At 38.1% G+C, this 18,477-nt stretch carries 19 protein-coding genes, 1 pseudogene and 1 other annotated feature; of the genes and pseudogenes, 14 read left to right on the top strand and 6 right to left on the bottom strand.

Translation table 11 applies throughout. From position 1 onward, the window contains the following. The first annotated feature begins 182 nt into the window (after nt 1-182). From KFZ58_RS11450 to KFZ58_RS11400, 11 genes are all read left to right on the top strand, one after another. Nucleotides 183-578, top strand: a complete 396-nt coding sequence (locus KFZ58_RS11450; RefSeq protein WP_235791437.1) for a cytosolic protein — start codon at nt 183-185, stop codon at nt 576-578. Between the two features lie 23 nt (nt 579-601). Beyond that, on the top strand, nt 602-1,072 hold the full coding sequence (gene nrdR / locus KFZ58_RS11445; protein WP_235791436.1) for a transcriptional regulator NrdR: 471 nt from the start codon (nt 602-604) through the stop codon (nt 1,070-1,072). Between the two features lie 25 nt (nt 1,073-1,097). Beyond that, nucleotides 1,098-2,459 (top strand): replication initiation and membrane attachment family protein, encoded by a 1,362-nt coding sequence (locus KFZ58_RS11440; RefSeq protein ID WP_304956796.1) that lies wholly within the window; start codon nt 1,098-1,100, stop codon nt 2,457-2,459. 4 nt (nt 2,460-2,463) lie between these two features. Continuing rightward, entirely contained in the window at nt 2,464-3,390 is a 927-nt protein-coding gene (dnaI, locus tag KFZ58_RS11435) for a primosomal protein DnaI (RefSeq protein ID WP_235791435.1), read from the top strand. Nucleotides 3,391-3,529: 139 nt separating this feature from the next. Beyond that, nucleotides 3,530-4,384, top strand: a complete 855-nt coding sequence (gene ytxC / locus KFZ58_RS11430; protein ID WP_235791434.1) for a putative sporulation protein YtxC — start codon at nt 3,530-3,532, stop codon at nt 4,382-4,384. Between the two features lie 350 nt (nt 4,385-4,734). Beyond that, complete coding sequence (thrS, locus tag KFZ58_RS11425; RefSeq protein WP_235791433.1) at nt 4,735-6,681, top strand: threonine--tRNA ligase; 1,947 nt, start codon at nt 4,735-4,737, stop codon at nt 6,679-6,681. 145 nt (nt 6,682-6,826) lie between these two features. Beyond that, nucleotides 6,827-6,951, top strand: a sequence feature (ribosomal protein L20 leader region). 71 nt (nt 6,952-7,022) lie between these two features. Beyond that, nucleotides 7,023-7,526 (top strand): translation initiation factor IF-3, encoded by a 504-nt coding sequence (gene infC / locus KFZ58_RS11420; RefSeq protein ID WP_235794733.1) that lies wholly within the window; start codon nt 7,023-7,025, stop codon nt 7,524-7,526. A 29-nt stretch (nt 7,527-7,555) separates the two neighbouring features. Continuing rightward, nucleotides 7,556-7,753: a 50S ribosomal protein L35 gene (gene rpmI, locus KFZ58_RS11415; protein WP_222641629.1), complete on the top strand. Its 198-nt coding sequence runs from the start codon at nt 7,556-7,558 to the stop codon at nt 7,751-7,753. A 25-nt stretch (nt 7,754-7,778) separates the two neighbouring features. After that, nucleotides 7,779-8,135: a 50S ribosomal protein L20 gene (rplT, locus tag KFZ58_RS11410; protein WP_235791432.1), complete on the top strand. Its 357-nt coding sequence runs from the start codon at nt 7,779-7,781 to the stop codon at nt 8,133-8,135. A gap of 68 nt (nt 8,136-8,203) precedes the next feature. After that, complete coding sequence (locus KFZ58_RS11405) at nt 8,204-8,482, top strand: DUF1294 domain-containing protein (protein ID WP_235791431.1); 279 nt, start codon at nt 8,204-8,206, stop codon at nt 8,480-8,482. 67 nt (nt 8,483-8,549) lie between these two features. After that, nucleotides 8,550-9,122: a TVP38/TMEM64 family protein gene (locus KFZ58_RS11400; RefSeq protein ID WP_235791430.1), complete on the top strand. Its 573-nt coding sequence runs from the start codon at nt 8,550-8,552 to the stop codon at nt 9,120-9,122. Nucleotides 9,123-9,163: 41 nt separating this feature from the next. On the opposite strand, the gene KFZ58_RS11395 is transcribed toward KFZ58_RS11400, so the two are convergent. Next, entirely contained in the window at nt 9,164-9,556 is a 393-nt protein-coding gene (locus KFZ58_RS11395; protein ID WP_235791429.1) for a sigma-w pathway protein ysdB, read from the bottom strand. Between the two features lie 118 nt (nt 9,557-9,674). On the opposite strand from KFZ58_RS11395, the gene KFZ58_RS11390 reads away from it, so the two are divergent. The 3 genes and pseudogenes from KFZ58_RS11390 (at nt 9,675) to KFZ58_RS11375 (ending at nt 12,932) form a co-directional block, all read left to right on the top strand. Then, the gene (locus tag KFZ58_RS11390) at nt 9,675-10,160 is read left to right on the top strand and encodes a dUTP diphosphatase (protein WP_235791428.1); all 486 of its coding nucleotides are present in this window, start codon (nt 9,675-9,677) and stop codon (nt 10,158-10,160) included. A gap of 167 nt (nt 10,161-10,327) precedes the next feature. After that, nucleotides 10,328-11,691: pseudogene (gene iscB, locus KFZ58_RS11380) on the top strand (RNA-guided endonuclease IscB). 155 nt (nt 11,692-11,846) lie between these two features. Continuing rightward, the gene (locus KFZ58_RS11375) at nt 11,847-12,932 is read left to right on the top strand and encodes a M42 family metallopeptidase (RefSeq protein ID WP_235791427.1); all 1,086 of its coding nucleotides are present in this window, start codon (nt 11,847-11,849) and stop codon (nt 12,930-12,932) included. Between the two features lie 31 nt (nt 12,933-12,963). Here the strand turns inward: KFZ58_RS11375 and KFZ58_RS19260 are convergent, their stop codons facing one another. The 5 genes from KFZ58_RS19260 to KFZ58_RS11350 all read right to left on the bottom strand — a co-directional run bounded on the left by KFZ58_RS19260 (nt 12,964) and on the right by KFZ58_RS11350 (nt 18,298). Further along, a complete protein-coding gene (locus tag KFZ58_RS19260; protein WP_304956795.1) occupies nt 12,964-13,581 on the bottom strand; it encodes a lytic transglycosylase domain-containing protein in 618 nt (205 codons plus the stop codon). A 66-nt stretch (nt 13,582-13,647) separates the two neighbouring features. Further along, nucleotides 13,648-14,319: an ABC transporter ATP-binding protein gene (locus tag KFZ58_RS11365; RefSeq protein ID WP_235791426.1), complete on the bottom strand. Its 672-nt coding sequence runs from the start codon at nt 14,317-14,319 to the stop codon at nt 13,648-13,650. Further along, nucleotides 14,312-15,451: an ABC transporter permease gene (locus tag KFZ58_RS11360; RefSeq protein ID WP_235791425.1), complete on the bottom strand. Its 1,140-nt coding sequence runs from the start codon at nt 15,449-15,451 to the stop codon at nt 14,312-14,314. Before KFZ58_RS11360 ends, KFZ58_RS11365 begins: the two co-directional genes overlap by 8 nt. 2 nt (nt 15,452-15,453) lie before the next feature. Then, nucleotides 15,454-16,671, bottom strand: coding sequence for an ABC transporter permease (locus KFZ58_RS11355; RefSeq protein WP_235791424.1), 1,218 nt, complete (start codon nt 16,669-16,671; stop codon nt 15,454-15,456). 49 nt (nt 16,672-16,720) lie between these two features. Beyond that, nucleotides 16,721-18,298 carry a DUF6583 family protein gene (locus KFZ58_RS11350; protein WP_235791423.1) on the bottom strand — a complete coding sequence of 526 codons (1,578 nt, stop codon included), beginning with the start codon at nt 18,296-18,298 and terminating at the stop codon, nt 16,721-16,723. Nucleotides 18,299-18,477 lie beyond the last annotated feature (179 nt).

Genomic DNA, 18,477 nt, shown 5'->3' with positions numbered 1-18,477 from the left:
CTACATCGCAGTTTATATCAACTGTGAGGATTTAAAGCAACGATGCTTATGAAAAGGACCAAATATAATAAAGCATCTATCGATTGTGATAGATGCTTTTTTGGATAGAGGATTTAGACGAAACGTGTTAAAATAAAGTAATATACATATTACGAGTGAAGTTTAATCGGTGGGGTGGGAGAATGTCATTTCGTAGTACAATCAATAAGTATTTTAATAACCATGCAGAGTCTAGCGAAAATCATGAGGATACATCACTTCAGACACATTATTATAAGACAACAAAAGATAAAGGGTTGAGTATGCTGGAGAATTTCTTTACCAATTCTGAGGTATATGAGGTTAATTCCATTTCTAAAGAGCATGGTGAAATCAGTGTGCTTATTAAAAAAGGTAGAAAGGCATTTATCGTTGCTACTGTGATTATGGTCAGGCCATATCAGACAGCAATTGACTTTTCAGTAACAACGGAATCTGTTCTTCCTTTTGATTTCGGCTACAGCACAAAAGTCATTCAACATTTATATAAGGCGATTAATAAAGATCTGCCATTAATCACAACAAGGGGAACTAGTTAATAACGGAAACGGAGGCGTGCGAAATGAGATGTTCCAATTGCAATAATAAAAATACAAGAGTGCTCGATTCACGTCCGATTGAAGAAGGGGAATCTATACGCAGACGTAGGGAATGTGAAAATTGCGGTTTTCGATTTACAACGTTTGAGAGGATTGAAGAAGTGCCGTTAATTGTGGTAAAAAAGGATGGGAACAGACAAGTATTTAGCAGGGAAAAGTTGGTTCGGGGATTAATCAGAGCCTGTGAGAAACGTCCGATACCCCTTGATAAAATGGAGGAAATTGCCTTTTCTGTTGAAAAGGAACTTCGTAATACTGGTGTTTCCGAAGTGGACAGCAAGGAAATTGGTGAAATAGTAATGGACAGGCTATCCAAAGTGGATGAAGTAGCATACGTTCGTTTCGCCTCTGTATATCGTCAGTTTAAAGATATCAGTGTCTTTCTCGATGAATTAAAGGATTTAATTAATACAGACAAACAAAATAAATCCTGATGTGCTATAAAGAGGGAGAGTATGAATGATGAGTTTTATTGGAAAAATTTTGCCTATAGAAGGGTATTATGTTGTATTAAAATCTTATTTGCCTGTAGACTATGGGAAATCATTAACCCATCTGTATCAGCCGCTTATTGGTATTCAAGCAGTCACATTATATCAGACACTCCTGCATGACATGGAATTGCAACGGGAGTACGAAGCCCAAACACATCATACATTAATGAATTATTTAAATATACCGTTGGATGAAATCTACCAGGCAAGACTGAAGCTTGAAGCTATAGGACTGTTAAAAACATATAAAAAAAATACAGAAACAACAAATACGTACACGTACGAGTTACAAAGCCCATTTGCACCAAAGGATTTTTTCAGGGATGCCATGCTTACGCAGCTTCTTTTTCACCATATCGGTGAGGCTAAGTTTAACGACTTGAAGGATCATTACGTAACAATACAGAACAAACAGACTGGAACAAACATTACAGCATCTTTTCATGATGTTTTTCAAACGTTCGAGCCTTCCGTTGAGGCCACTGGAGTACCCTTAAGTGAAGAAGACCCGTGGATTTCGGTGGATAAAACAGACTTTTCCTGGATGGAAATAATGTTAAAACAGCGGATGATTCCTGTGGGTAAAGTCTTAACAGTAGAAAACAAAAAATTGATTTCACAAATGATGCAATTATATGACCTTGTCTCCCATGAAATAGATAAATGTGTATTATGGGCATTAACTCCAAATAATAGACTGGATCAAGAGGAATTTAAAACAGCTTGTCATGACTTATTTAAAGCAAAATATAATGAAACACCAATTCAATTAAAAAATAAAACCATACCTAACCAACAGGAAGCAACAAAGAAACCCGAGACAAAAGAGGAACAGCTTATCCATGAATTAGAAACAATCTCACCGAAGCAATTGCTTGAAGACCTCTCCAGTGGTAATCATGCTTCAGAACAGGATATGCGAGTCATTCAGGGTGTTATGACAACACAAGGCCTGCCTTCACCTGTTATGAATGTCCTTATTCATTATGTGTTACTACAATCAAACATGAAGCTGTCGAAAGCATATTTGGAGAAAATCGCGAGTCATTGGTCCAGGGCCAATTTAAAAACAGCTAAAGAAGCCATGACCTTTGCCAAAAAGGAAAAAGAAAGATATCAAAAGGGCACAACACAGAAATCCAAATCCAATTACAGAAAAGCCGCATCAAATGAAGTTGTTCCGGATTGGTTTAAAGAAAGAAACAATAAAAAGAGTAATCAACAGCCAAAATCAAATGCTGAAGATCTAACTAAAGAACAAGAAGAAGTTGCTGCTATGCTGCGTCAGTATTCAAGCAGAAACAATAATAATCACATCCAAGGATGATAATATGGAACCAGTACAATCTACATTAAGAAAATGGATGCAGGAAAATGAACATTTCAAAGAAAATTATATTAAAGTAAAACAGAAAGTTTTAAGTGATCCTGAAATCAAGGAATTTTTAGCCAAATATCCGCAATTAACCGAAAAGGAAATCGAGAAAAATCTGATTAAACTATATGAGTACAAGACACAATCCAAGCAATGTGATCATTGTTCCTCGTTTGGCGGATGTAAGAATATGATTCAAGGATATTCGCCTATTTTACATGTTGAAAACAATGAAATTCGCCTCTCTTATGAAAAATGCCATAACCGGATAGCACATGAAAAACAGGTAGAACAGCAAAACCTGATTCAAAGTTTATATATGCCAAGGGAGATATTAGAGGCAACGATTGATGATATTGACAATGATATAGAAAGAGTTAGTGCGATTCGTGAATTAATTAATTTTATCGAGCAGGCAAAATCTGATTTGCCACAAAAAGGAATCTATTTTCACGGTCCATTTGGTGTAGGAAAAACATACTTTTTGGGGGCTCTTGCAAACAAATTAAAAGAGTATAATATTTCATCAACATTAATTTATATGCCGGAGTTTGTCCGGGAAATGAAAGCTTCCATGAAAGATGACTCTATTAACGACAAAATAGAACTTTTTAAGAAAGCAGATGTATTGATGTTGGATGATATTGGTGCGGAAATGCAATCTGCCTGGTTTCGTGATGAAATACTTGGGTCAATATTGCAATATCGAATGATGGAAAGACTACCTGTATTCCTTACATCCAATTATACTCTAAATCAATTGGAAAGTCAGTTGGCAGCAACCCGTTCAGGAGTTGAAACGGTAAAAGCAGGAAGAATTATTGAACGGATTAAACAGGTCAGTAAATCGGTTGAAATTATAGGTGAGAATCGTAGGGAATAATAAAATGAGTGAAAGCTGGTAGATAAGCATCTCTTATCTACCAGCTTTTCTTAACGGAACTAGTTTCAATGGTTTATACATGTTTTCAATCATCTGTCCATATAATGTAACAGTTTGGTGTTGGGTGAGGGTGATTGTATTGCTTGAAATTTATTTCGAATCGGATAAGGAAGTTATTCGTTTTTGTGAGCAGTTATTCAGTTACAATAAGCAAATTGAATTACACTGGAAAACAAATAAAGATTGGGGGAATCATTTACAATTAGAAAATAGGCTAGCCGAAAATGGACTGATAGAGGCCATAGCACAATCAATGACGGATGTTTTTATTGCACATCGATTACGGAACATGATACAAAGCACCATCAAAAGGATTTATTATTATACAAATAGCGATGAAATAGAACGGATTTTGGATTTGACAGAATGGATTTTTGCTGGAGAAGATGCCGATAGTCTGAGGGTAAGGAGTACGGAAGATCCAAGTCAAATGCTGAAATCCCTATTTAGCGCATCGATCAAAAAAGAAACAACGATCCATTATGATTCAATCGTACAATTTCGTCTGAAAGATTTTAGAGATCAACTCGTCCATTATGTGGGACTGGCCATTGATGAATTTAAGCGAGAGGAAGATCACCAAGCATTTGTGAATATGCTTCGTGAATACATCGTAAAAAAAGATCCAAGCTTTGATACGATTCATGTACTGCAGGGGGATGCGTTTACATTTTATAGACAAAACGGGAAACAATTTTCGAAAATGGAACTTAGAAGACTCATGAAAAGCGAGCCACTCTATATTGTTGGATTGGATGAAGATGAATTAAATTTGGCTCCACTTGTTGCCATGGCGCCGAAAAAGATAAAAATGTATGGGGATGACCCATCGGAGCCAAAGACGTTAACGGTCATCAATGTTTTTCAAGAAAAAGTAGATTTCAAAGCCCATCATCATTTTCCATTTCCACATTCGTTAAAAAAACAGAAATAGGCTTGATTTTATTATTATAAACCGCTATAATACGGATTATATATCATTTAGATAAAAGGTAAAGACAAGGATACGATTATTTTGTCTTCTGTATAGAAAAGAGAAGGAAGTCAGCGGCTGAAAACTTCCACTATACATACAAATAATTACCGCCTTCGAACCCCGCTATGGAAATAACAGTAAATAGTGGCGTATTATCTGCGTTAAAGATGTATGAAGCCATCGAATGATGGAAATTAGGGTGGAACCGCGACGTATCAGACGCTCGTCCCTTTGCGTAACTTGCAGAGGGATGGGCGTCTTTTTAACGTCAATTTATACATTACATTCAATTTGAAGGAGCGATTACCATGGCAGCAGAAATTTCAATTACATTTCCGGACGGAACAGTGAAACAATTCCCGTCAGGTACAACTGGAGAAGACATTGCAGCTTCGATTTCTTCAGGCTTAAAGAAACAAGCAGTCGCCATTAAGCTGGATGATGAACTTGTTGATTTAAAACGGGGATTGGAACATGGTGGAAAGATTGAAATTATTACGTGCAAAAACCAGGAAGGCATAGAGGTAATGCGCCATTCTACGGCACACCTAATGGCCCAGGCGATTAAACGTATCTACAAAGATGTTAAATTCGGTGTTGGTCCAGTAATTGAAGAAGGCTTTTATTATGATATAGACATGGATCATAAAATAACACCGGAAGACCTTCCGAAAATAGAAAAGGAAATGAAGCGGATTGTTGATGAAGCACTTGAGATTCAACGCATTGAAGTAACTCGCGAGAAGGCAAAAGAAATGTTCCGTGAAATCGGGGATGATTTGAAGCTGGAATTGATTGATGCGATTCCTGAAGGAGAACAAGTTTCCATTTATCAGCAAGGTGAATTTTTTGATCTATGCCGTGGAATTCATGTACCTTCAACAAACAAAATTAAAGCATTTAAACTGTTAAGTATTTCGGGCGCATATTGGCGTGGAGACAGCAATAATCAGCAACTGCAGCGTATTTATGGAACAGCCTTTGAAAAACAATCCCAGGTAGACGCGTATCTGAATCTATTGGAAGAACGCAAGGAACGTGACCACCGCAAGCTTGGAAAGGAACTGGATATTTTCACAGTTAATCAGCAGGTTGGACAAGGCCTGCCACTTTGGCTGCCTAAAGGTGCAACAATTCGGCGCCAGATTGAACGCTATATTGTAGATATCGAAGAGAGACTTGGCTACGATCATGTGTATACACCGGTTCTGGCAAATGTGGATCTGTATAAAACAAGCGGTCATTGGGAGCACTATCAGGATGACATGTTTCCTACCATGGAGATGGATAATGAGGAGCTTGTATTACGTCCCATGAACTGTCCACATCATATGATGGTTTTTAAAAATCAATTATGGAGCTATCGTAATTTGCCTGTCCGTATTGCAGAACTGGGAACAATGCACCGTTATGAAATGAGTGGTGCACTTGCAGGACTTCAGCGAGTAAGGGCAATGACATTGAATGATGCTCATATTTTTGCAAGACCGGACCAATTAAAAGAGGAATTTACCCGGGTCGTGGAGCTTGTACAAAGGGTTTATAAAGACTTTGGTATAGATGATTACTATTTCCGTCTGTCCTACCGTGATCCAGAGGATAAAGAAAAATACATTGACAATGATGAAATGTGGGAGAAAGCGGAAAGCATGTTGAAGGAAACAATGGAAGACATGAACCTGGATTATGTTGAAGCAATAGGAGAAGCCGCTTTTTATGGACCAAAATTGGATGTACAAGTAAAAACAGCACTAGGTAAGGATGAGACCCTTTCAACTGTACAACTAGATTACCAACTGCCGGAACGTTTCGATTTAACTTATATCGGAGAAGACGGAAAAGAACACCGCCCAGTTGTTATCCATCGTGGAGTTGTGTCAACAATGGAACGTTTTGTTGCATTTTTGATCGAAGAATATAAAGGAGCGTTTCCTACATGGCTTGCGCCGGTACAGGCAAAAATTATTCCGGTGTCACCACAGGTTCATCTGGATTATGCCAAAGAAGTAGAGGATAAATTAAGACGTCAAGGCTTGCGAGTGACGATTGATGAACGCGACGAGAAAATCGGTTACAAAATTCGTGAAGCACAAACACAGAAAGTACCTTTTTCATTAGTATTAGGAGATAACGAAAGCAAGGAAAATGCAGTGAATGTCCGGAGATATGGCGAGAAACAATCTGAAACGCTAAGTTTAGACGACTTTGTTGCATTGATAAATAAGGAAGTTGAGGAAAAGACGCTACGGAAATAATATAGAACAAGGCCAGGAATACGATTTGTATTCTTGGTCTTTTCACATAGACATGTTATACTATACGTAACCTTAGTTTAAAAGATTTATTTGACACGATCAGATAAAGATGCTATTCTATATAGGTTGCAAAAATAAATGATCTAAAGACAAGTAGAAGCACCCGCTTCTCACCTGATCGACACTTTACAGTAGTTGACTGGTTCAGACCCTTTTAATAATGATTAGGAGACGTGTGGGTGCATATTGTACCGACACTTTTTTACATTAAAATTCCGCTTGTCCATAATAGATCGATGCAGTTCAAAAAAATTCGGAGGTGGCTGGCTATTAGCAAAGAAATGAATGTCAATGAAAAGATTCGTGCTAAAGAAGTACGTCTTATCGACTCAAATGGTGATCAGCTTGGTGTGAAATCACGTAACGAAGCATTGGATATTGCACAAACCAGAAATCTGGATTTAGTGTTAGTTGCTCCTAATGCAAAACCACCAGTTTGTCGTATCATGGACTTCGGGAAATATCGCTTTGAACAGCAAAAGAAAGAAAAAGAAGCGCGCAAGAAACAAAAAGTAATCAACGTAAAAGAAGTTCGTTTTACCCCGGGAATTGGCGATCATGATTTTGAAACAAAATTAAAGAACGCTAGAAAATTCCTTCAAAAAGGGGATAAAGTAAAAGCAGCAGTTCGTTTCCGCGGACGTGCGATTACACACAAGGAACTTGGTCGGGAGGTTCTGGATCGCTTTGCTGAAGAGGTTAAAGATATAGCAACGATTGAATCCAAACCAAAAATGGAAGGCCGTAATATGTTTATGATGGTCGCTCCAATAAAAGAGAAATAATCATTCATGTTAACAAGGAGGAACTCACTATGTCTAAAATGAAAACACACAAAGGTTCTCAAAAACGTTTTAGAAAAACAGGTACTGGTAAACTTAAACGTTCGCATGCTTACACAAGCCATATGTTTGCACATAAATCACAAAAGCAAAAACGCAAATTACGCAAGAGTGCGATTGTATCAGCAGGAGATTATAGACGTATTAAAACAATGATGCCTTATAAATAAAACGATTTTCTAGGAGGGAATTAACATGGCACGTGTAAAAGGTGGAACAGTAACGCGCAGACGTCGTAAACGCGTCTTAAAACTAGCAAAAGGTTATTATGGCTCAAAAAGAGCATTATTTAAAACAGCAAAACAACAAGTGATGAAATCAGGTATGTATGCATACCGCGACCGCAGACAGAAAAAACGTGATTTCCGTAAATTATGGATCACTCGTATTAATGCTGCAGCTCGCATGAATGATTTATCCTACAGCAAATTAATGCATGGATTAAAAGTAGCAGGTGTTGACATTAACCGTAAAATGTTGTCAGACCTTGCTATTAATGACGAGCAAGCATTTAATCAACTAGCAACAAAAGCGAAAGATGCACTCAAATAAAGGAAAATTTTAAGACCAAATCCAGGCCTGAGAATGGATTTGGTCTTTTATGATTAAGGGAGTACGCGATGAATGAATTGAACACTATCCTGATTTATATATTAGGTGTGAATGGAATTACCTTTTTCTTAATGGGCAGGGACAAACAGAAGGCAAAAAAGCAGCATTACCGGATACCTGAACGGACATTTTGGACGCTGTCTGTTCTTGGTGGCTCGCTTGGTTCCTATAGTGGAATGAAAGTGTTTCGGCATAAGACAAAACATCGATCCTTTGTTGTTGGAATGCCTCTTTTGATTATTCTTCAGGTTATAGGAATTGCTTACATATTCGTTTCCATGTCATAAAGGCTCGTCTATTGTCATATACATGTACGAGGAACAATCAAATCAGCAAAAAAGAAGGAGGTTAGGTATGGAGGTTTTTGGGAATTACTTGATGGCCTTCATTGGGACTGGTGGATTGTTCGCCCCAATACTTTTCATTAGTTTCCATTTACTGCGGCCATTGTTTTTTCTCCCTGTTGTTTTCATATGCATTTCAGGCGGTATCTTGTTCGGGGCGGTTGCAGGAACAGTATATTCGATTATCGGTATTACATTATCCAGTGTTGTTTTTTACTTTATTATAAAATGGATGCCCAAATCGTTTGATAAACTGCTACGTGTTAAAAAGAAAATGATGGGTGGTCATGCTGAACTAACAACATCTCAAATTACACTACTACGCCTTGTACCCTTTATTCATTTTCATCTTTTGTCTCTCTGTTTAATTGAAATTTCGGGAAGCTTTAAAGATTATACGAAATCATCCTTACTATCCAATATCCCTTTAGCATTTGTATACACGTCCATTGGTGGCTGGATATCTAATTTAACCCCACTTCACATCTTCGTATTTTTAACCGCATTATTACCATTTATTTATCTATTAAGAAGAAAAGAGATTATTATTAAATGGCAGGAATTTTTCCAGGTAAGCACGTAGCAAAAAATCACTCGTCTATATAAAAATAGATGAGTGATTTTTTATTCCATGCCAGTTAATAACAGCTGATTAATAGGATGCTTCCACTCAATTTTGGCATGGGGGTAGCGTATAAGGATTTCACCCTCTAAAAAATATAGATCATCCCGTGTTAATCCTCGTAACTCCAGTGGATCACGGGCAGTAACATGTATATTGACGACTTCAAATGCCTCTTCGGTTGTACCAAGGTACTTTTCCCCTTCAAATAAACATCCTTTGTATACAAACTGCAGATTTTTTTTGCTATTTTCCGGTTCGTCCAGAAAGAAGAATGTTTTGGATTCTTTGGCAATACGCAATCTTCTTTGCGGGTTGCGAACATATTGAATCAATGTATACACGAGGAGAGCTAGTGCTATAAGAATTAATATCCGAAATAAAATAACGATCATATTTAACCGTCTCCCTGTTGTTTGTTATCCTATTATACGATTTAAGTCTCTACTTGGTTTCACTATTCCCGAGAATTCATGATACAATCATAAAAAAAGGAAATGAGGGAATATTAAATTGGACTGGAAGGCATTATATTCGATGCAAGAGAAATTGGACAAGTATATTGAAGAAAAACATGACTTATTGGATAAGGATGTTTTTCAGGAAAAATATCTCGCACTACTTGTAGAGCTTGGTGAACTTGCAAATGAAACAAGATGTTTTAAATTTTGGAGTACGAAACCAAGGAATGAAAAAAGCGTCATATTGGAAGAATATGTTGATGGAACTCATTTTATTTTATCATTAGGAATCGAAAAAGGGTATCAATATGATGGCAGAGAATTACGGTTAACTTTATTAAACGAAACCGAACAATTTAATAATGTATTTGAAGCCTGTACGGTTTTTAAACAAGACCCAACAAAAGAAAATTATGTACGCCTGTTTGAAAACTACTTACTGCTTGGGGAATTACTGGGATTTACAGAAGCAGATATTCAGGACGCTTATCTAAAGAAAAATGAAGTTAACTATGCGCGACAGGATCAAGGGTACTAACGTCAACTACCCACCACTTATCGAACTTTCAGTCTGATTGAAGTGGGGGCTTGAAAAAAGCCTTTAGTTGTCTAGCCTAAATCTTCATTGACTACGTTGGTTTGGTTATCACACCCTCGGATGATACCCTAGTCCGTTGCTCTGTGCAGGCGCTGTAATTGTTCTGAATGGGTAGGAACGGTCAACCTGACTTTGGCTTTTTAGCAAAGTCATACCAACATTTGGCGAAGGGTAACCACTCTGAGAGGAGGAACACTATGGTAGTGTTCGTTATTAATAAGCATGGAGAACCTTTAATGCCATGCAAACCTAGAAAAGCAAGACTGCTGCTTCGAGAAAAGAAGGCAAAAATCGTATCCCGTAACCCGTTTGGCATTCAATTGTTATATAAAACCAATCATTACACACAAGAAGTGAATATCGGGGTGGATCTGGGAGCGAAACATGTTGGCATCGCCATTACAAATGAAGACAAGGTACTAGCTAAAGGGGAACTGGAATTGCGTCAGGATGTCAAAGCTGACATTGATACCAGAAGAACTACAGACACTCCAGGAGAAACCGGAAAACACGTTATCGAAAGCCTCGCTTTCAAAATCGCAGCCGGGAGAAAGGATGGCTACCACCGAGTATCCAGAGCCGGGTGGAAAATACCTTCTTTTGGATCAACAAGTTTTACGATCTTGTGCCAAATCCTGCGTTAACCATAGAGGTTGGCAAATTCGATGTGCAAAAGATGATCGACCCGGATATTGCCAGCGTTGCCTACCAACAGGGTCAGACGTATGGCTATCATGACGTGCGTTACTTTGTATTTGCGAGGGATAACTATACGTGTCAAGTGTGCAAACAGAAAGACAAAATTTTGAACACCCATCACCTCTTATACCGTTCACATGGAGGTTCCAATCGGGCAGACAACCTGGTTACCGTCTGTACGGACTGTCACACACATGAGAGCCACCAGAGTGGAAACATTCTTTGGAAATGGATGATCGAAGGAAAAAGGTTGCCACAATACAAAGAAGGGCCGTTCATGAATAGCTTTCGCCGAAAGGTATTTATCAAGTATCCACACGCAGCAATCACCTATGGATCAGTAACTACGCCAAAGCGTAAAGAACTGGGATTGGAAAAAAGCCATATGAATGATGCGATTGCGATCAGTGGCATTTCATTCATCAAAGAAAACACCAGAGACACCCTCAAAATCAAGCAATTTCGGAAAAAGAAACGTTCCCTTCATGAGGCGACGGCCAGAAAAGGACGTAAAACGAAAAACACGCTAAGCAAACGAAATGAAAAGAACAAGAAATACCTCAAGGGATTTTATTTGAATGACAAAGTAAGGGTATATGAAAAGACAGGCTATATTACTGGATTTACAGGAACAAGTGGGGCTTACGTCAAGTCCATCGAAGGGGGATATATCACCATGCCCAATAAAAGCTATAAACAGGTTGGTCTTAAGGATTTGACGCGAATCAGCCACAACAATAATTGGCAGTTTGAGCAGAAAGCATTAGGCTGACGCCAGCCGAAATTCATCTCCCACCTACTCATTGGGCTATCGCTCTTCATATTCCTTGAGGTGGGAGACTTCTTTCGGAGTGTTAAATATTTTTTTCTTTTATACAAAGAGGGTATAATAATAATGGTATAAAACAAAGGAGGATTTAGGTACATATGGCTAACTCAGATGAAACGTTAAATATGTTAAAAGATTTAACAGATGCAAGAGGTATTCCGGGAAATGAAAAAGAAGCAAGAGATGCAATGGAAGGATATATCAAGCCTTATGCGGATGAAATTTTTACAGATAACCTGGGAAGCTTAATTGCCAAAAAATCAGGCGATGAGGATGGCCCAAAGATTATGATTGCCGGGCACTTAGATGAAATTGGTTTCATGGTAACTCGAATTGATGATAATGGATTTGTCTATTTCCAGACAGTTGGGGGCTGGTGGAATCAGGTAATGTTGGCACAACGCGTAACCATTATGGGAGATAACGGGGATGTAACAGGAGTAATTGGTTCAAAACCGCCACATGTTCTTTCCGCAGAAGAACGGAAAAAACCGGTCGATATTAAAGAAATGTTTATTGATATTGGGGCATCGAGCAAAGAAGAAGCAGGGGAATTTGGTGTAACACCTGGTAATTCTGTTGTCCCTTACTTTGAGTTTACGCAATTAAAAAATGAGAAAATGCTTCTGGCAAAAGCATGGGATAATCGAATTGGGATTGCAATTGCAATTGAAGTGTTAAAACAACTTAAAGATGTAGATCATCCAAATATAGTTTATGGTGTTGGAACCATTCAGGAAGAAGTTGGACTGCGTGGTGCCAAAACTTCTGCACATGCCATTGAGCCGGATATCGGATTTGGTGTAGACGTAGGTATTGCTGGTGATACACCTGGTATTTCTGATAAGGATGCGGATAGCAAATTAGGAAAAGGTCCGCAGATTATTCTATATGATGCATCTATGATTTCACATAAAGGGGTACGTGAGTTAATTGTTAACACAGCAGATGAGCATGAGATTCCATACCAGTATTCTTCCATGCCAGGTGGTGGAACAGACTCCGGTTCCATTCATCTGACAGCAAACGGTGTACCATCCTTGTCCATCACGATTGCAACACGTTATATTCATACACATGCAGCTATTTTACATCGTGATGACTTTGAAAACGCGGTTAAACTAATTGTAGAAGCAATTAAGAAATTAGATAAAGATACAGTAAAAGATATTGTTTTATCCTAAAAAATAAAGGCTGCCTCCTGGGCAGCCTTTATTATGCCAAATAAGAATTCATCACTTTTTCTACATAGTTTTGTGTTTCGTTAAATGGTGGTACTCCTTGATATTTATCAACATTTCCGGGCCCTGCATTATATGCAGCAAGCGCGAGTTCAAGGTTACCATTATAACGATTTACCATCCGGCTTAAATATTTTGTTCCACCTTCGATATTTTGCCTGGGATCAAAGGTGTTGGAGACCCCGAGACCTTTTGCTGTTGCAGGCATTAATTGCATTAAGCCTTCTGCTCCAGCCATACTTTCGGCATTTGCATTATAATTGGATTCCGCCTCAATCACAGAATGAATAAGTTTCTCGTCAATACCGTACTTTCCAGCCGAGTCGGCTATATAAGTATCAAATGGTGTTGCTGTTGATGTGTTACTTGAGTTGAATACTGCAGGTTTTAATGTATTCAAATACGGATATGTAGCCATGGCACTGCTTCCGTTGGTAGCCTGTCGTTGTGGCAGATGATTTATTCTTTCCTGAAGCAGCCCTTTGAAAGCTAAATCATCCACTGGGGGATAGTTTGAGACCGAGTTGTTTTTTGATGTTACTAAAGACATTGCCTGATTTTGGATCATCGATTGTAAATCATTTATCTCCATTTAATGGGCCCCTTTATGCCATTTATTTCTATTTTACTATAATTACCGGTAGAAGCAATAAAAACTTTAAAAAGAAATTACTTCTTTGCCGGCATTTATAAGGATCTCTTCATAAAAAGGATCGTCACCTATACATATAACACGGTCACATAAACTAATAATTTCATCCATATCATGTGTTGTATAAACAATTAACGTTTCTTTTTTTATGGCCAATTTTTTTAAATAGGTCCCAATTTCTTTGCGAGATTTCAAGTCAATGCCAACCGTTGGCTCATCTAATAACAAAAGACTTGGATTATGGATGAGGCTAATTGCCAGGTTTAATTTTCGTTTCATCCCACCGGATAATGTCTTAACTGGTTCCTTCCATTTATCAAGCTTCATATCTAGGCAGATTTGATTTAGTTCATCTTTGCTTTTCTTTTTCCAGGAGAGTTTTTCGAAAAAAACCATATTCTCTTCCACTGTAAACTCATCCCAGATGGCAATATCTTGGGGAACAAAGCCAATTTGTTTTCGAATATCCTTTTTATGTTTATGATAGGGCATGTCTAATAAGGAAAGCGTCCCTTTTGTAGGCTTTTGCAATGTTGCAATGATTTGGAGCAGGGTGGATTTTCCTGCTCCATTCTCGCCTACAAGTCCGATGACTTCCCCTTCCTTTGCTGAAAAAGATATGTCTTTCAGAATCGACTTTTTACCGTACATTTTGGATAAAACATTCACGTTAAGCATTGGATTTCTCCCTTCTTAGGTACCAGATTAGGATGACGATAAGAAACAGGAATAACCAGACATTCACACTATTTCCTGATAAAAAAGGCTCTAGCGGATTCATGAATTCCAGCCACTCAAAATAATTTGTAATCCCATCAACTGGTATTACCGCACCACTTGTAATTGCAATGATTAACGTAATAGCAAAAGACACGCTGTAGTACAGGTATAAATTTTTAAAGACTAATGCAAGAAGAAAAGTACCTGTATTTAATGTGAAACGGTAGATCAGCAATGCGCCAATGAATGATAGACTTATTTGCTCATCATGAAGGAAATAAAAAACAAGCGCAGCTGTAAGATCCATTAAAAACAGCAATACCGTATACAATAAAACATTTTGCAGTAAGTAATCTTTGAACGGAATACGTATAAATGCAAAACGCGAGATTAGGCTTGACCTTCCTTCTTTAATAACCCAATCAAACAGAAGTAGGGTGGATAATACACTGAAAACAGCCCACAGGCCCCATGTGGTCCATACTGTAACATCATGCTCGTCATTTTCCGCATTTTCATCTCCAACTGAAAAAGAAAACGTTGTGCGCAGTAAATTTTCATCTGTTTCTATTTGCTTGCTTTTTTCAATAATGTCTTCCCAGGTCCATTGTTGGTTCGGGTTATACCTTTCACTTAAGTCATCCACCGTATTCGCTGCTTTTGTTCTAGCAGTATCCTGTTGTACGTAGGAGATAATCATTTCTCGTACTGGTGTATATGCAAATGAAAGATCCGATTGATAGCCTGTAATTAATTGATTACGGCTGCCGCTTCGGACTTGCTCCGCGTATTCTTCTTCAATGACGAAAACACTATCTAGCTCATGTCTTTCCAACAGAAGAAGCCCATTTTCTTCTGTTGTTTCATAAATGCGAAGAAGCGGTGTTTCTTTCATTGATTGCAAAAGAGCCATAGCAAGCGGTGTCTCTTCCTCGATCACAATGCCAACCGGAATTTTACTTTCCCCCTGGACAACATCTGTAGCATGAATGATGACATTTGTTGCAATGATAGGAAGCAGAAGCCAAAAGAGAAGGGCAGTCCATTGCTTCTTCCAATGGAGCAGACGTGTTTGAAATATACTGGTCATTCTCACGCACGCTCCTTCCATAGAGAAAGTCCAATGAGGATAAAGAAGCCTACTGCATTCATCAGGAGTAATGGAATATAATTAGCATACAGGCGCCCGCGTAGAAGGATTTCTTGTAACCAGTTAAACGCCTCATGTGAAAAACTATACATAAGCACATCCTGTATATATAACGGAAAATAGATGGTTGGAATGATAGCACCACTACATAATAGCAATATTACAGATATTAATGATTGTGAAAATAAACGAAGCTTCTGTGACGTTAGAATAATTTCCACAATAGAATAGCTTTGTAGCAATAAAAAACTGTATAAAAGTGTAATCAGCATTATTCGCATATAACCATCGATAATCAGGTCAAAATTTAGTGCATTTTGCAACAGAACAAAAGAACCAGCTGCAAAAACAGCAGCCACCAGTAATGTAACGAACATCCTTGCAAAGACTTGCCTAATTTCCGTGACACCATAAAGCTTCATTCGCTGCTTCATGCGTAAGCTTTCTTCTTTGCTTAGAAAATTATAAATGCTTAAAAGCCAGAGAGTAAGTATAATAAACCATCCCGCAATCCCGTAATAGTGAACTGGTGAGGATGTAGCGCTATTTAACACCTGCTCATCATTCATAATTCTGTCTTTGCCGATGGTATAAAAAAGAAATCCCTGAAACTGTTCAAACAATAAATCATTGCGTGCTTCTGCGTTCAAACCTAATTCCCGAGCATAGTGGTTAATTGTTAAAATATTCGCCTGTGCGGTACTGATATGCCTTGTAATACTTTCGACAAGCCCCTGGATGACATAACTTTTCGTTGGCTCTTCTGGATTACCGATGATTGGAAGTTCAACTGGGGTCCCCTGATATAAATTCTCTGTAAAGCTAGCTGGAAAAATAACATAAGAACTCAGCTCATTATGCTCTATCGCTTCAGCCGCCACGTCTTCTGACATGCTATGTATTTGAATATATTCACCCAACAAGGAAGATTCATCAATAAATTCGACCATTAATTGGGTCTCATTTGATTGATCCAAATCTACCAAACCCAACTGAATGGGATCATCCTCGGGTGGGAGAATGAGCGTAATAACAATTGTTGCAATCAATCCCACAATTAAAATTGGGAAAACTAAAAGAAGAGGAAGTGAGAGCCACTTCCTCCTGAGCTGCATAAAATGATTCTTCATAAATAATAAGATATGTCTAATGGAATGCATGGTTCCACTCCCGTTTCATTTCATGTTTCAAGTGGCAGTTTCAGAGTTTCTATTGAAATCCTGGACCGCCACCCATTAAACCAAATAGCCATTGCTGAAATTGTGGTGTGACTTCAAGTTCTACAAAGTCCATGAGTTCAGTTTCACTCATACTGCCCAAGTCACGTACATCCTCTTCACTAGGCATTTCAACACTGTCTATGGTTTGTGAATCAGTCATTACTTGAAGTGCAAACATATCTTGGCTGATTTCAGGACTTTCAACGGAAAAATTATGCTCTGCATTCATTTGATCATTATCATAGGTTGAAGAGCCGGACCAGATCAGGCTTCCACCACTGCCTGCTTGATCAAAGGAAAATGTTCGGTCAAAATCTCTCGTGCCATCACTTAAAGATTCCGTGCCTTCATACGCCAGTGTAACGTCTTCTACTGTTAGATTAATAGAGTCTGTTGCATTGTTATCCTCCCAGGACAGATCACCTGCAATATTAACAGTACCATCAGTAGAAGAATCAGAGATACCTAGATCGTAGTTAAAGGTTTGATTCGCATCACGTAGCAATTGTGTTCCGTTCACGCTAAAGCTTACTAACTCCTCGCCAGTAGGCCCCATTTCGACTTGGAAATCACGCTGGGCAATAACATCATCATGAATCCAAATGGTGGAAGTTAACCCATCAGGAATCTGAAAATCTTCTAAACCGTTTACGACATCACCTATGGCAGTTTCATATTCATTTATAAATTGATCGATTTCACCTTCCATAGCTGGTGTACCCATGGACCCTGCAACAAATTGCTCACGCATCATTTCTTTAATTCGATCATCCTGTTGCATTTTCTCAAAAACGATTGTTATTAATTCTTTTAATTGTTCTTCTGTAAGGTGAAAGGTGATTTTCTCTGTATCTAATGATTCGTCATTTACTTGAATAGTTTCATCTGTAGATTCAAATGCATCGTCAGGTAATTCATTGTATACCATTTCTCCGTATTCTTCTTGGAAATATTCGATATCCTCATTGAATGTATCCGTACCTTCAAATAAGCTCTCCAGATTCATATTCTCTTCGCCTGTAAAAGCATTTGGATCGAGTTGTTGCATCAGACTTCCAAAATCCTCATCTTTTAACTGAAGCAATTCATTCATAAATGGCAGACCAGCTGTTACATCTTCTGCGGTTACATAGAAGTTAAAGCCGTCTATCTCCATACCACCGATATTTGCCTGTATTTCAGCAGATGCTTGCTCATTTTCCATATCACTAGCGCCAGTTATCGAAATAGTGGAATTGTTAATGATTTGTGAGGGGCTAACTGTACCAATGCCACTCATTTCATTTGGGTCATTATATTCCGCAGCCAGTTCCACTGTTTGCTGCATGGGGGTTTCCTGGGACTGCTCCAGCCAATCCAGTTCCTGTTGATAACGTTCTTCCATTTTTTCTCCCATAAATTCCAGTGAGTTTTTCTCTGCTAAAAAGTACTGCTCTTTTTCCGAAAAGTTTAATAAGACAAATGCTGCTACACTACCACCAGCCACTACAACGACTGTAATAATAATAGCAATTAATCCTTTGGAAAAACCCTTTTTCTTCTCCCCATTATTCACTGTTTCTCCCATTCCATCTCTCCTTTCTTTTTTGCACTTTATCATTATATGTATTAGGAATGATAAAGACCTATACAATAAAGTATATGGTATTTTTATAGCATTTACGACAAATATAGTCAAATTTTTCATAAAATAGAAGTAAAAAAAGAGATAGATGCTTTTTTAACACCCATCTCGTTTATTTTTAT

Source organism: Virgibacillus sp. NKC19-16, assembly GCF_021560035.1.
Classification (GTDB): domain Bacteria; phylum Bacillota; class Bacilli; order Bacillales; family Amphibacillaceae; genus Virgibacillus_L; species Virgibacillus_L salidurans.
The sequence above is the reverse complement of the archived record's forward strand: the minus strand, read 5'-3'. Positions and strand labels throughout refer to the sequence as shown.